The organism is Streptomyces sp. NPDC055966 (assembly GCF_042269865.1).
In the GTDB taxonomy this organism is placed as follows: domain Bacteria; phylum Actinomycetota; class Actinomycetes; order Streptomycetales; family Streptomycetaceae; genus Streptomyces.
On record NZ_JBHJYK010000003.1, the window covers coordinates 260,764 to 273,547 of the forward strand.

The 12,784-nt window shown below is 70.3% G+C and carries 13 protein-coding genes; 6 read left to right on the plus strand and 7 right to left on the minus strand.

Features of this window, described 5'->3' with window-relative positions; all coding sequences use genetic code 11:
- Positions 1-2: 2 nt before the first annotated feature.
- The 4 genes from ACFC8N_RS08065 to ACFC8N_RS08080 are packed head-to-tail and all read right to left on the minus strand — an operon-like array spanning position 3 to position 3,487.
- Entirely contained in the window at positions 3-1,037 is a 1,035-nt protein-coding gene (locus ACFC8N_RS08065) for a zinc-dependent alcohol dehydrogenase family protein (protein WP_376287404.1), read from the minus strand.
- A gap of 22 nt (positions 1,038-1,059) precedes the next feature.
- Positions 1,060-2,025, minus strand: coding sequence for an aldo/keto reductase (locus ACFC8N_RS08070; RefSeq protein WP_376287406.1), 966 nt, complete (start codon positions 2,023-2,025; stop codon positions 1,060-1,062).
- Between the two features lie 26 nt (positions 2,026-2,051).
- Positions 2,052-2,468 (minus strand): cupin domain-containing protein, encoded by a 417-nt coding sequence (locus tag ACFC8N_RS08075; protein WP_376287408.1) that lies wholly within the window; start codon positions 2,466-2,468, stop codon positions 2,052-2,054.
- A 47-nt stretch (positions 2,469-2,515) separates the two neighbouring features.
- On the minus strand, positions 2,516-3,487 hold the full coding sequence (locus ACFC8N_RS08080; RefSeq protein ID WP_376287410.1) for an aldo/keto reductase: 972 nt from the start codon (positions 3,485-3,487) through the stop codon (positions 2,516-2,518).
- Between the two features lie 183 nt (positions 3,488-3,670).
- Between ACFC8N_RS08080 and ACFC8N_RS08085 the strand changes: the two genes are divergently transcribed.
- From ACFC8N_RS08085 to ACFC8N_RS08100, 4 genes are all read left to right on the plus strand, one after another.
- Positions 3,671-4,603: a helix-turn-helix transcriptional regulator gene (locus ACFC8N_RS08085; protein WP_376287412.1), complete on the plus strand. Its 933-nt coding sequence runs from the start codon at positions 3,671-3,673 to the stop codon at positions 4,601-4,603.
- Between the two features lie 41 nt (positions 4,604-4,644).
- On the plus strand, positions 4,645-5,028 hold the full coding sequence (locus tag ACFC8N_RS08090; protein WP_362816578.1) for a nuclear transport factor 2 family protein: 384 nt from the start codon (positions 4,645-4,647) through the stop codon (positions 5,026-5,028).
- Positions 5,029-5,130: 102 nt separating this feature from the next.
- Complete coding sequence (locus ACFC8N_RS08095; RefSeq protein WP_376287414.1) at positions 5,131-6,369, plus strand: low temperature requirement protein A; 1,239 nt, start codon at positions 5,131-5,133, stop codon at positions 6,367-6,369.
- A gap of 481 nt (positions 6,370-6,850) precedes the next feature.
- Positions 6,851-7,729, plus strand: coding sequence for a helix-turn-helix transcriptional regulator (locus ACFC8N_RS08100; RefSeq protein ID WP_356019831.1), 879 nt, complete (start codon positions 6,851-6,853; stop codon positions 7,727-7,729).
- 99 nt (positions 7,730-7,828) lie between these two features.
- Here ACFC8N_RS08100 and ACFC8N_RS08105 read toward each other — a convergent pair whose 3' ends face one another.
- The 3 genes from ACFC8N_RS08105 to ACFC8N_RS08115 all read right to left on the minus strand — a co-directional run bounded on the left by ACFC8N_RS08105 (position 7,829) and on the right by ACFC8N_RS08115 (position 9,901).
- Entirely contained in the window at positions 7,829-8,161 is a 333-nt protein-coding gene (locus tag ACFC8N_RS08105) for a carboxymuconolactone decarboxylase family protein (RefSeq protein WP_356019833.1), read from the minus strand.
- A 91-nt stretch (positions 8,162-8,252) separates the two neighbouring features.
- A complete protein-coding gene (locus tag ACFC8N_RS08110) occupies positions 8,253-9,044 on the minus strand; it encodes an SDR family oxidoreductase (RefSeq protein WP_376287416.1) in 792 nt (263 codons plus the stop codon).
- A gap of 17 nt (positions 9,045-9,061) precedes the next feature.
- On the minus strand, positions 9,062-9,901 hold the full coding sequence (locus ACFC8N_RS08115; RefSeq protein WP_356019838.1) for an SDR family oxidoreductase: 840 nt from the start codon (positions 9,899-9,901) through the stop codon (positions 9,062-9,064).
- 226 nt (positions 9,902-10,127) lie between these two features.
- On the opposite strand from ACFC8N_RS08115, the gene ACFC8N_RS08120 reads away from it, so the two are divergent.
- On the plus strand, positions 10,128-11,057 hold the full coding sequence (locus ACFC8N_RS08120; RefSeq protein ID WP_376287418.1) for a helix-turn-helix transcriptional regulator: 930 nt from the start codon (positions 10,128-10,130) through the stop codon (positions 11,055-11,057).
- Between the two features lie 487 nt (positions 11,058-11,544).
- Complete coding sequence (locus ACFC8N_RS08125; protein ID WP_376287420.1) at positions 11,545-12,546, plus strand: SMP-30/gluconolactonase/LRE family protein; 1,002 nt, start codon at positions 11,545-11,547, stop codon at positions 12,544-12,546.
- The last annotated feature ends 238 nt before the right edge of the window (positions 12,547-12,784 follow it).

Consider the following 12,784-nt stretch of genomic DNA (forward strand, 5'->3'; position numbering starts at 1 on the left):
CCTCACGGGCGCACGAGGACCTTGAGCGCGGTCCGGTCCGCCATCGCCCGGTACCCGTCCGGTACGTCGTCCAGCCCGATGGTGCGATCGAAGACGCGGCCCGGCTCGACCGTGCCGTCGAGGACGTCCGGCAGCAGCTCCTCGATGTAGGCGCGGGCGGGAGCGGCCCCGCCGGTGATGGTGATATTGCCCATGATCGTGGGGAAACCCAGCGGGACGTCGGTGTACTGCGGCACGCCGAGCCGGCTGATCGCGCCGCCGTCGCGGACGATGCCGAGGGCGGTGTGCATCGACTGCTCGGCGCCGACGGCCTCCACAACCGCGTGCGTACCGTCACCGCCGGTCAACTCCCGTACCCGCTCGATGCCTTCCTCACCACGCTCGGCGACGACGTCGGTGGCGCCGAAGTCCCGGCCGAGGTCGGTGCGGTCCTTGTGCCGGCCCATGAGGATGATCTGCTCGGCGCCGAGGCGCTTGGCCGCCAGGACGGCGCACAGGCCGACCGCGCCGTCCCCGATCACCGTCACCGACCTGCCCGGGCCGACCTTGGAGGTCACCACGCCGTGGTGGCCGGTGCAGAACACGTCGGACAGGGTGAGCAGGGACGGCAGCAGTGCGGAGTCCTCGGCCACCGGAAGCTTGACCAGCGTGCCCTGGGCCTGCGGCACGCGCACCGCCTCGCCCTGGCCGCCATCCACGCCGTTCGGGCCCCACTGGCCGCCGTCGCGGCACGACGTGTGCAGGCCCTCACGGCAGAAGTCGCAGGTGTTGTCGGCCCATACGAAGGGGGCGACGACCAGGTCCCCCCGCTTCAGCCCCGAGACGTCCGAACCCAGTTCCTCGACCACCCCGAGGAACTCGTGCCCCATGCGCCGCCCTTCCGGAGTGGCGGGCATCTGGGCGTAGGGCCACAGGTCGCTGCCACAGATGCAGGAGCGTACGACGCGGACGACGGCGTCGCTGGGGTGCTGGATCTTCGGGTCGGGGACGTTCTCGACGCGGACGTCTCCGGCGCCGTACATCACTGTTGCTCGCATAATGTGTTTCTCCGTAGTGGGGTCAGAGGTAGCGGCCGCCCTGCGGGACGGGCAGGGCGTCGAGTGCGGCCAGGTCGCCGGGGCTCAGCTCGATGTCGGCGGCACCGGCGTTGTCCAGCAGGTACGTGGGGGTCTTGGTGCCGGGGATGGGGATCACGTACTCGCCCTGGGCCAGCACCCAGGCCAGCGCCACCTGTGCCGGCGTCGCCCCGAGCCGTGTGGCGATCTGCTTCACCTGGTCGACGATGCCGAGGTTCTGCCGCAGCGCCTCCTGCTGGAAGCGGGCCAGGCCACGCCGGGAGTCGTCCTGCGGCAGATCGTTGTACGAGGTGAACCGGCCTGTCAGGAAGCCCCTGCCGAGGGGCGAGTACGGCACGAAGGCGATGCCTTCCTGCGCGCAGTAGGGCAGGACCTCGGTCATCCAGTCGCGGGTCCACAGTGACAGTTCCGACTGCACGGCCGTGACGGGGTGGACGGACTGGGCGCGCTTGATCTGGTCGACGTTGACCTCGGACAGACCGATCGCGCGTGCCTTGCCTGCCTGCACGGTCTCGGCCAGGGCGCCGACGCTCTCCTCGATCGGTACGTCCGGGTCGACGCGGTGCAGGTAGTAGACGTCGACGTGGTCGGTGCCCAGGCGCTTCAGGCTTTCGTCGATCGAGCGCTGGATGTGCTCGGGACGGCCGTTGTTGCCGCGCACCGGGTTGCCGTCAGCGTCCCGGTCCAGCGCGCCGACCTTGGTGGCCAACACCGCCCGCTCCCGGCAGGTCTTCAGGGCCTTGCCGAGCAGTTCCTCGTTGGTGAAGGGCCCGTACACGTCGGCGGTGTCCAGCAGGGTCATGCCCTGGTCGAGGGCCTGGTGGATCACCGCGATCAGGGTGTCCTCGTCGCGCGGCGTGGCCACGTCGTAGCTGAAGCTCATGCCCATGCAGCCCAGGCCGATCACGCCGACCTCGGGACCGTCCGATCCGAGGGTGGTGGTCCGCATGCAGTCGTTCCCTTCCTGCGGGGCGTTCAGTGAGCGGGGGTGCGCGGCGCGCGGTACTGCTCGTCGGTGACCTTCTCCAGCCAGGTGGTCTCCGGGCCGCCGTCCGGGCCGCTGCCCTCCCACAGGGCGAGGTGCTCCATGAAGGCGTCGGGGGCCGAGCCGTGCCAGTGCTCCTCGCCCGGCGGGGTGTGGACGGTGTCGCCGGGGCGGGCCTCGATGACCGTGCCGTCGCGGCCGCCGATCAGGGCGATGCCGGAGACGATGTGCAGGGTCTGGCCCAGGGCGTGGGAGTGCCAGTCGGTCCGCGCGCAGGGCGCGAACCGGACCAGGTTCAGCCGGGCCCTAGATGGCTCCTGACCGGCGTAGATCACGTCCCACCACACGTCACCGGTGAACCAGTCGGCCGGTGCCTTGCTGGTGGGCTGCCTCTTGAGGATCTCCACGAAGTGCTCCTGGCGGGGTGTGCTCTGTAACGCGATGCAGGTGGGGGTCAGCGGTTGGACAGCTGCATGGACTGCTCGTCCAGGCGTTCCCCCGTTGCCGGGGTGAGGCTGCCCAGCTTGGCGATCTGCTCGGCGGTCAGTTCCACGGCATCGGCGGCGGCGTTGTCCTCCAGGTGGACGACCCGCTTGGTGCCCGGGATTGGGGCGATGTCGTCGCCCTGGGCGAGCAGCCAGGCGAGCGCGACCTGGGCGGGGCTGGCGCCCACCTCGTCGGCGACAGCCTTGACCTCGTCCGCGATGCTCAGGTTCTTCTCGAAGTTGCCGGGCAGGAACCGGGGATTGTTCTTGCGGAAGTCGTCGTCGTCGAACCAGTCGGTCGAGCGGATCGCACCGGTCAGGAAGCCGTGCCCGAGCGGGGACCACGGCACGAAGCCGATGCCCAGCTCGCGGGTCGTCGGCAGGATCTCCGCCTCGGGCTCACGCGACCACAGCGAGTACTCCGTCTGAAGGGCGGTGACGGCATGGACGGCGTGAGCGCGGCGGATCGTGGCGGGCGCGGCCTCGGACAGCCCGATGTACCGGATCTTGCCCTCGGCGACCAGCTCGGCCAGCGCTCCGACGGTCTCCTCGATCGGGGTGTCCGGGTCGACGCGGTGCTGGTAGTACAGGTCGATGTGGTCGGTGCCCAGCCGCTTCAGGGAGCCCTCGACAGCGATGCGGATGTTGGCGGGGCTGCTGTCGAGGCCCTCACGGCCCGTGTGGGACACGAAGCCGAACTTCGACGCCAGGACCACCTGGTCGCGGCGGCCCTTGAGGGCCTTGCCGACCAGTTCCTCGTTGGTGAAGGGCCCGTACACCTCGGCTGTGTCGATGTGCGTGATACCCAGGTCGATGGCCCGGTGGATGGTCCGGATGCCCTCGGCCTCGTCGGTGTCCTTGCCGGTGTAGAACGCGTTCATCGGCATCGCGCCCAGCCCGATGCGGGAGACGTCCAGCTCGCCGAGCTTGATGTGCTTCATGGGGGTGTGTGCTCCGTTCGGTGTGCGGGGTGCCCGGTTGCGGCACAGCTCCCGCGCTATCCACTCTCCGTGCCCGAGCCCTCCGGTGGCAGGCCGCGCTGTGCAGGGGAGCGCCGTTCGGGGGAGTGACAGGGCCCCCCACATGCCTCCCGTGCAGGTCACGGCATGTCCACACTGGAGGACATGACACGTGAGACCACCTCCAACGAGGGCACCGAGCTCGGGCGCTTCCTGCGCGCCCGCCGCGCCCGGCTGACCCCCGAAGAGGCCGGACTCGCGGCAGGCTCCGGGCTGCGGCGCACGCCCGGGCTGCGCCGCGAAGAACTGGCCACCCTCGCCGGAATCAGCGTGGACTACTACGTCCGCCTGGAGCGCGGCAAGGAAACCCGGCCCAGCCCCTCCGTCGTCGACGCCCTCGCCCGCGCCCTGCATCTGGAGGACGACGAACACGAGCACCTGCGCACCCTCGCCGCGCGCGCCGCCCGCAGCACCCCCGTGCAGCAGACCGCGCCCTCACGGACGGTTCGTCCGGGCGTGAAGCTGCTGCTGGAGAGCCTGCGCCCGTACCCCGCGCATGTGCTCAGCCGCACCACCGACATCCTCGCGCACAACCCCGGCGGACTGCGTCTGCTCGCCGGGATGGAGGACTGGCCGGCCAGGGACCGCAACATCGCCCGTTACGCCTTCCTCCACCCCACCGCCCGCGACCTGTTCGACGACTGGGGCAACCAGGTCCGTGGCTGCGTCGCCCGCCTCCGCACTCTCGCAGGAACTGACCCCGACGCCCTCGACCTCACCCAACTGGCTGGTGAACTCCTCCTCAAAAGCCGGGACTTCGCCCGCCTGTGGGAACGCTACGACGTCAAGGGGCGCTCCCACGGCCGCAAGACCTTCCACCACCCCGAGGTCGGCGACCTCACCCTCGGCTACCAGTCCATGGAGCTGGAGGGCACCCCCGGCCATCGCCTGGTCACCTACTACGCCGAACCGAACACGTCCGAGTACGACGCCCTCGTCCTGCTCGATCTCCTCGGCTCCCAGCCGACACCGACCGGCACGGCGAAGCCGGCTCATCCGTCGGCCACCGCACAGGACGGTGCTGCGTCCTCCTCCTGACATCTGTGTCTGATTCGTCCCCCACCGTCCCGGAGCCATCTGTGACCACTCCCCCCGTCTCCACCGATCATGACGAGGTCGTCACGGCCTACCGCGCGTACCTCCGAGCGATGACGGACGGCGACACCGATGCTCTCGACGATCTGCTCGACGGCGGCTTCACCCTGACCCACATCACCGGGTACGTACAGCCGAAGGCCGAGTGGCTCGCCCAGATGCGCGCCGGACGGTTCGTCTACCACGCGATCGACGAAAAGGACGTGACGGTCGAGACCGAAGGCGACGCAGCCCGGCTCGTCGGACGGATCGTCACCGACGCGACGGTGTACGGCGCGCATGCCGACTGGCGGCTGCGCCTGACCATGGATTACGCATGCGAGGGCGGTGCCTGGACCGCACTCCGGGCAGTCGCCACGACCTGGTGATCCCGCTCTGCATCACTCTGCCGACCGAGGCTCGTTGGCCGTAGCCATGCCGTGTGGTCAGCCTGATTCCATGACCCATGACACACCCGGAGGACAGTCGACGTGAGGGCGGCGCAGACCGACGAGGGCGGCGGCCCGTCGGGGAACGGACAGTTGACCGGTGGCGGTGCCGTGCTCGGCACCGGCCGCGTCACGACGTTCGAGCTGTTCTTCGACCTGGTCTACGTCTTCACGCTCACCCAGATCACCGCGTACATGGCGCACGCGCACAGCAGCGCCGGTGCGCTCCAGGGCATGCTGCTACTCGCGCTGGTGTGGTTCTCCTGGTCGGCCTATGCCTGGCTGGGCAACCAGGCTCGCGCCGACCTCGGCATCGTGCGTGCCGGCATGGCTCTCGCCATGGCCGGTGTCTTCGTCGTCGCCCTCACGATCCCCGAGGCATGGCATGACCTCCCCGGCGGGCTGCCCGGCCCACTGGTCCTGACCTGTGCCTACCTGTTCGTGCGCTGCGTGCACCTGGTCGTCTACGCCAGGCTCGCACGCGGCGACCGCGGGCTCGTGCGGCAGGTCGCGGTCTCCTGGCCACCGGTCCTGGGCGGAGCCGCACTGCTGATCGTGGGCGCGATCATGGGCGGTGACACGCAGACGGCCCTGTTCGCGGCGGCCATCGCGGTCGACTGGGGCGGTGTGTACGCGACGTCCCGGCGCGGCAGCTGGCGCATCCACAGCGCCGCGTACTTCGCCGAACGCCACCAGCTCTTCGTCATCATCGCGATCGGCGAGTCCCTGCTCGCCATGGGGGCGGGCGCCGCCGGTCACCCGATGAGCGCGCCCCTGCTGGCAGCGGCCGTTCTGGGCGTCGGCGCCGCGGCTGGGCTGTGGTGGCTGTACTTCGACCTTTCCACCCACATCGGCGAACACCAGCTCGAGCAGTCCCAGGGCCCGGCCCGCCTCACCCTGGCCGTAGGCGCCTACGGGTACGGTCACTTCCCCGTCGCCGCAGGCATCGTCGTCACGGCTCTCGGCATCGAGGCAGTCGTCGCCCACGCAGACGATGGCAAGGCACTCGGCGCGTTCTACGGCTGGGCGCTGTGCGGCGGGGCAGCTCTGTACGTCGGCGGGCTGCTGTTGTTCGGCCGGATCATGCTCAAGGCGTGGGGCGGCTTCCGACTGCTCGGACTGTGCCTGCTTCTCGCCTGGGCCCCGATGGCAGGGCTGCTCCCGCCGGTGGCTGCCCTGGCAGGTGTCGTGGTCATCCTCGCGGCGGTGGCCACAGCGGAGAGGTTGGGGTACGCGGAAATGCGTCGCCGCGTACTCCACAGCGCGCATCTCAATCGGTAGCGGTCGCCGCCTGTGTATCCGAGCAGGCGGGTGGGGTGCGAGCACCGCGCACCAGGATCAGTGTCGGGTGCCGGGCCGGAGGAGCAGGCCGGCCACCGTGGTCCCGGAATCAGCGGCGCCTCGGCGGTGAGCAGGCTCCCCCCCCCAAGGCCGTACAGCCAAGACGGCCACCAGAGCACCGAAGACGGCGACGGCCATGGCGTCGGCGCAGGGTCCGGGTGCGCCTGACGGACCAGGTCCGGCGTGGCCCAGTGCCATCACCGCGGCACCGGCACCTTGAAGCAGCTGTGCGGCCACCAGGACGCCCAGGTCAGGGGTGAGACCGTAGGTGACGGAGGCGGCGGCGAACATGAGCGTGCAGCCGTCCGCGACCGGGCTCCTGAGGTGGCAGACCTGCTGTGCAGGAGAGCAGTGTCAGGGGGTGTGACACGGCCCCCCACGCGGCTGCCACCCTGGTCACACGGCTGCCAGACTGGACCGCATGGCACCTGAGCAGCACAAAGGCAGGAACACCAGCAGTGAGCTGGGGAACTTCCTGCGGGCCCGCCGCGCCCGGGTCAGCCCAGCCGACGTGGGCCTCCCACAGGGCGCGGGACTGCGTCGGACGCCGGGTCTGCGGCGGGAGGAGCTGGCCACGCTGGCCGGAGTGAGCATCGACTACTACACGCGGCTGGAGCGCGGCCGGGAGACCAACCCCAGCCCGTCGGTCGTCGACGCGCTCGGCTCCGCGCTGCTGCTGGAGGAGGCCGAGGTTCGACACCTGCGCGAACTCGCTGCATGCGCCGCGCGTGGTGCATCGGCGGAACCGTCGGCCGCAGTGCTCGGCCGGGCCGTGGACCCCGGTCTTCAGCTGCTCCTGGACAGCATGCGTCCCTACCCCGCGCACATCGTCAGCCGCACCATGGACCTGCTCGCGACCAACCCCGGCGGGCTGCGGCTGATGGCCGGCCTGGAGGACTGGCCGGAGGGACAGCGCAACATCGTGCGCTATGTCTTCCTCCATCCGACGGCCCGCGTCCTCTTCGACGACTGGGAGAACCAGATTCGCGGCTGCGTCGCGCGCCTGCGCACTCTCGCCGGGGTCGAACCGGATGCCCCCGACCTCACCGGCCTCGTCGACGAACTCCTCGCGAAGAGCCCGGACTTCGCCCGCCTGTGGGAACGGTACGACGTCAAGGGCCACAGCCACGGCACCAAGACGTTCCACCATCCCGAGGCCGGGACCTTCACATTCGGCTACCACTCACTCCAGCCGGACGGTGGCACGGGCCAGCGCCTGGTTGCGTACCACGTGGCCCCTGGCACACCGGAGTACGACGTGATGGTGCGGCTCGACCGGGAGTCGGTCCTGGCCGGCTGAGGCCGCCGCGCGGGATCTCAATCGCGGTGGCTTCGCCCTCCGCCGTACACGTGTGCCCTGCGGAATGAGTATCCGCAGGGGCTGTTCGCACGGACCCGGTCAGCGGGGCGTGGCCGGGTTCTCGATGATGGCCTTCAGCTGGGTGATGGCGCTCATGGCACTGGGCCATCCGGCGTAGAACGCCAGATGGGTGATGGCCTCGGCCAGCTCGTCCTGGGTCAGGCCGTTGTCCAGCGCGCGGCGCAGATGTGAGCCGAGCTGCTCGGTGCGGTACAGGGCCACCAGCGCGCTCACGGTGATCAGGCTGCGGTCCCGCGGGGACAGTTCCTCGCGGGCCCACACGTCACCGAACAGCACCTCGTCGGTCAGCTCGACGAGCTTCGGAGCGGTGTCGCCGATCAGCTTCTGTGCGGGGGTCTGGTTCTCTGCCATGGGCAGGTGTGCTGCCTTTCGGGGATGGTGTTGATCTCGTCCAGCGAGTGCCGACGCCGAAGTGGCGGCGCCGATCGGGTCGGCCACCTGGTCAGGCGCCGGCGGGTGTCCTGACGGCGTCGAGGTCGTCGCGGACGCGTTGTGGCTCCTGCGTCAGCGGCATGTTGTCCTCGTCCCGGACCGCGTCCAGGGCGCCGGGTGCGTCCGGCTCCAGCGTGGCGAACAGCGGGCCCAGGTCGCTGGGGGCGGGGCCGTGTTCCGCGACGAGTTCGAAGGTGCGGCGTTCAGCCCCGGGAGCCGTGAGGGCCTGCACCAGAACCTGCGCGATCTGCTCGCGGGCGATGACGCCGTCGGAAGGGGTACCGGAGCGGCGGGTGTCTCCCTGAAGGAAGACAGGGCGGTGCTCGTCGGGTGCGTTCATGTCGAACCAGCCCGGCCGCACGATCGTGTACGGCAGGCCGCTGGCGCGCACGAGCCGCTCCGAGCGGCGCTTCCATTCGAGCAGGTGGTTGTACCCGCTGCCGCGCGCGGTGACGCCGATGGCGGTCATCAGCACGACGCGGGGCTTCTGCCCGGACAGGGCAGCGAGGACATTGCGGACTCCTGCGTAGTCGACGCTCTCCGGCGAGGAGTGCGCGCCGCCGTGCGATCCGAGGGTCAGGACGATGGCGTCGACGCCGGCCAGGGCTTCGGACAATGTGTCGGGCTGCGTGACGTCGCCTGCGACGAGCTGCGCCTCGGCGGGGAGCCGGTGCCGGGCCTTCGCGGCGTCGCGTACCAGGGCGCGGGTGGTGTGCCCGCGCGCGATCGACTCGGCCACGACGAGGCGGCCGATGCTGCCGGTCGCGCCGACGACCAGGACGGTCATGGGTGCCTTGGTCATGGGTTCTCTTTCTGCCTTCAGGGGGTGGTCAGTTCGCCGGTACGCAGGGCCGCGGTCACGCCGCCGTCCATGAGGAGGTCGGCGCCGGTGATGAACCCGGCCTGGCGGCCGAGGAGGAAGGCGGCCGCGTCGGCGACCTCGTCGGGGGTGCCGAAGCGTCCGGCCGCTGAGACCTTGCGCACCTGCTCGAACCACTCCTGGCGGGGCCCGGACAGCTCGTCCAGGGCCAGCGGCGTGATGATGACGCCGGGGCTGACGGCGTTGATCCGGGCGCCCCGCTTGCCCCAGGCGACCGCGGCGGTCTGCACCCGCAGCGCGTTGGCCCGCTTGGAGAGTGCGTAGGCGTGCACGGTGGTGCCGACCTGCTCGGCGTGGAGGAAGGGCAGTCCCAGCAGCTTCGAGGTTTCGGTGGTGGCGAGCGCGTGCTCGATCTCGGGCGCGTAGGGGCTCTCGCGGTGCCCGGCCATGCTGGCGACCACGATGCCAGCGCCGCCGGGGGCGACGACCCGGGCGAACGCGTCCAGGACCATCGCCGTACCGACGAGGTCGACATGCAGGATCCGCTCGATGCTCGCCTGGGTGGGCGAGACGCCGGCGGTGTGCACGACCTGGGTGACCGGACCCAGAGCGGCGGCCGCGTCGGCCAGTGCTTCGACCGCGGCGTGGTCGGAGACGTCGATGACCCGGGTTGTGACGTCGTACCCCTCGCCCCGCAACTGCTCGGCGGCGGCCTCGGCCGCCTTCACGCTGTAGTCGGCGAGCAGCACGGTGCGGCCGGCGCCGACGTGGCGAGCGATGGCACGTCCGATGCTGCCGGAGCCGATGACGACGACTACTTCCTTCGTGTCTTTGCTCATGTCCCCAACCTCTTGATTGCCTGCGCTCTCGCGCACCGCTGGACCACGTGCGTGGTGATGAAGACGATGAGCGCTCCTGGCCAGCCGTTTTCAGCACCGGAATCCAGCGTGCGGGAGTGACGCGCGGCGTGGCAGGCCGTGCCGTGCCGGGGAGTGCCGTTCGGGGGAGTGACAGGGCTCCCCACGCTCCTCCCGCATATGTGGTTGCCTGGGGACACTGAAAGGCATGACACGTGAGCACACCACCGACGGCGGCACCGAGCTGGGGCGCTTCCTGCGCGCCCGCCGTTCTCGGCTGACGCCTGCCGAGGCCGGGCTCGCGGCAGGATCCGGGCTGCGGCGCACACCCGGGCTGCGCCGCGAGGAGCTGGCCACCCTCGCCGGCATCAGCATCGACTACTACACGCGCCTCGAGCGCGGGAAGGAAACCCGGCCCAGCCCCTCCGTCGTCGACGCCCTCGCCCGCGCCCTGCGGCTGGAGGACGACGAGCACGAGCACCTGCGCACCCTCGCGATCATGGCTGCCCGCAGCGTCCCCGAGCCCCGGCCCGCCCCGTCACGGGCGGTACGGCCGGGCGTGAATCTGCTACTGGAAGCCCTGCGCCCGTACCCCGCATACGTGGCGGGCCGCACCACCGACATCCTCGCGCACAACCCGGGCGGGCTGCGCCTGCTCGCCGGGATGGAGGGCTGGCCGGCCAAGGAACGCAACATCGCCCGCTACGTCTTCCTCCATCCTGCCGCCCACGAGCTGTTCGACGACTGGAGCAATCAGGTCCGCAGCTGCGTCGCCCGCCTCCGCGGACTTGCGGGCACCGATCCCGACGCCCCCGATCTCGCCCGTCTGGCCGGTGAACTCCTCCTCAAGAGCCCGGACTTCGCCCGCCTGTGGGAACGCTACGACGTGAAGGGCCGCTCGCACGGCCGCAAGACCTTCCACCACCCTGAGGTCGGCGACCTCACCCTCGGCTACCAGTCCATGGAATTGGAGGACACACCCGGTCACCGCCTGGTCGCGTACTTCGCCGAGCCGGACACGCCCGAGTACGACGCCCTGGCCCTCCTCGACCTCCTCGGCTCTCAGCAGTCACCGACCGCCACGACGCACCCCGACCGTCCGTCGGCCACCGCGCAGGACGGTCCTGCGCCCTCCTGATTCCCGAGGTTGCCGAGATCGGCGACGGCGTGTCCTGGGCCGTACGCCGGCCCGTCCCCGCGGCCTGGCGGGTCCAGTCCTCCATTGCGAGGGGGCACACCTGGTCGGCGGTGCTGCAGCCTCGACACACAAGGCCACGAGTCGCTGTCACCGACCAAGCAGCACTCCGGAGAGTGCGACGTCGTCGCCTCCGCCTCCGCCTCGCTCGCGGTGAGAGGGGGCGCCCTGCCGGGGAGCGCTGTTCAGGGGTGTGACACGGCCCCCCTTCTGTGTGGCGCCTGTGCCCTCTCCGCTGCCAGACTCATTCAGGCGATCGGCCATCAGGGCAAACACCGGACAAGCCGGTTCTCCAGCCCTCTCGACCTGGCTCTCTGCGCTACCGCGATGAGCCCCTCGGAGCGGGCCGTCGCTCAGTCCCCGTTTGTGACCTTCCCACGCCTGCCCGGCATTCACGCCCGGCGAGCGGCTGCAACGCAAGGAAAGCTACATGTCCCACAGTTCGCTCTCTCTGAAGAAGAGGATCCGGCCGGCCGCGGTCGCCATCGCGGCCTCGGCGGTCCTGGTGGCCGCGCCCTCCGCCTTCGCCGCCACCCCGACGCACCACCAGCAGCGCGTCGTCAGCGATGTCCAGACGGTGGCCAAGTTCGACTACAACGCCGGCGAGATCCCGGAGAACATCACGTTCAACCCGGATCGCTCCGTGACCCTGTCGATGATCGGTGCCGCGGCCCACAAGGCGCCCCAGCTGATACGCATTTCGCCCTCCGGGCACCGGACGGTCCTCGCCACCTCGCCGCAGGGCGACGGCATAACCGGCAACACGCGCGGTAAGGACGGCACGGTCTACTACCTCGTGTGGTCCTCCGACGCCTCCCGCGCCGGCGTCTGGAAGATCGCGCCCGGCAAAAGCCCCCAGCGCCTCGCGGCGCTGCCCACCGACGGGCTTCCCAACGGTATGGCTCTCGACCCCAGCGGGCGCACCATCTACGTCGCCGACAGCCTCAAGAGCACCATCTGGGCCGTACCCGTCAAGGGTGGCAAGGCGAAGGCATGGCTGACCGACCCCGCCCTGGCCCCCGTCACGTCCGAGGCGGTGCCTTTCGGCGCGAACGGTCTGAAGTTCCACAAGGGTGCCGTCTGGGTCTCCAACCTCGCCAAGGACAGCCTGCTGCGCATCCCGGTCACGGCCGACGGCAAGGCCGGCCGGATCCACACCATCACCAGGAACATCAACGGCGTGGACGACTTCAGCTTTCTCAACGACCGCTCCGACGTGGTCTTCGCTGCCCAGAACGCCCCGGACAAGGTGTCGGTGATCTACCCGGACGGCAAGGTCCGCACAGTACTGACCCACGCGGACGGCCTGGCCTCCCCCAGCGCCACCGCTGTGCGTGACGGCCGGCTGTACGTCATCGACGGCGGTCTGAACGCACCGCACAACGCCCAGATGCAGAGCGGAAAGATCAACTTCACCACCCTGCACGGCTAATCCTGACCCCGGTGTGGCCGGAATCCTCAAACGCCGTCCTCGGCACGGGATTCCGGCCTCGCTGCATGCCACCGCGATCCCACGACAGGCACGAACCCTGCGGCAGCAACCCCACGAACCACCACGTATAGACGCCGTCGAGCACTGCAAGAGCAGCGACCGCAGGAGCCAACTGCCCCTCGTATCCACAACGAGCATCGCTCCGCCCGTCGCCGTCCAGCATCACGCATGGGTCCGC

Excerpts from the sequence above, each read along its gene's own strand:
- ACFC8N_RS08110 (WP_376287416.1), bottom strand. The coding sequence starts at position 9,044 with ATGACCAAGGCACCCATGACCGTCCTGGTCGTCGGCGCGACCGGCAGC.
- ACFC8N_RS08065 (WP_376287404.1), bottom strand. The coding sequence starts at position 1,037 with ATGCGAGCAACAGTGATGTACGGCGCCGGAGACGTCCGCGTCGAGAAC.
- ACFC8N_RS08100 (WP_356019831.1), top strand. The coding sequence starts at position 6,851 with ATGGCACCTGAGCAGCACAAAGGCAGGAACACCAGCAGTGAGCTGGGG.
- ACFC8N_RS08105 (WP_356019833.1), bottom strand. The coding sequence starts at position 8,161 with ATGGCAGAGAACCAGACCCCCGCACAGAAGCTGATCGGCGACACCGCT.
- ACFC8N_RS08085 (WP_376287412.1), top strand. The coding sequence starts at position 3,671 with ATGACACGTGAGACCACCTCCAACGAGGGCACCGAGCTCGGGCGCTTC.
- ACFC8N_RS08120 (WP_376287418.1), top strand. The coding sequence starts at position 10,128 with ATGACACGTGAGCACACCACCGACGGCGGCACCGAGCTGGGGCGCTTC.
- ACFC8N_RS08070 (WP_376287406.1), bottom strand. The coding sequence starts at position 2,025 with ATGCGGACCACCACCCTCGGATCGGACGGTCCCGAGGTCGGCGTGATC.
- ACFC8N_RS08125 (WP_376287420.1), top strand. The coding sequence starts at position 11,545 with ATGTCCCACAGTTCGCTCTCTCTGAAGAAGAGGATCCGGCCGGCCGCG.
- ACFC8N_RS08080 (WP_376287410.1), bottom strand. The coding sequence starts at position 3,487 with ATGAAGCACATCAAGCTCGGCGAGCTGGACGTCTCCCGCATCGGGCTG.
- ACFC8N_RS08115 (WP_356019838.1), bottom strand. The coding sequence starts at position 9,901 with ATGAGCAAAGACACGAAGGAAGTAGTCGTCGTCATCGGCTCCGGCAGC.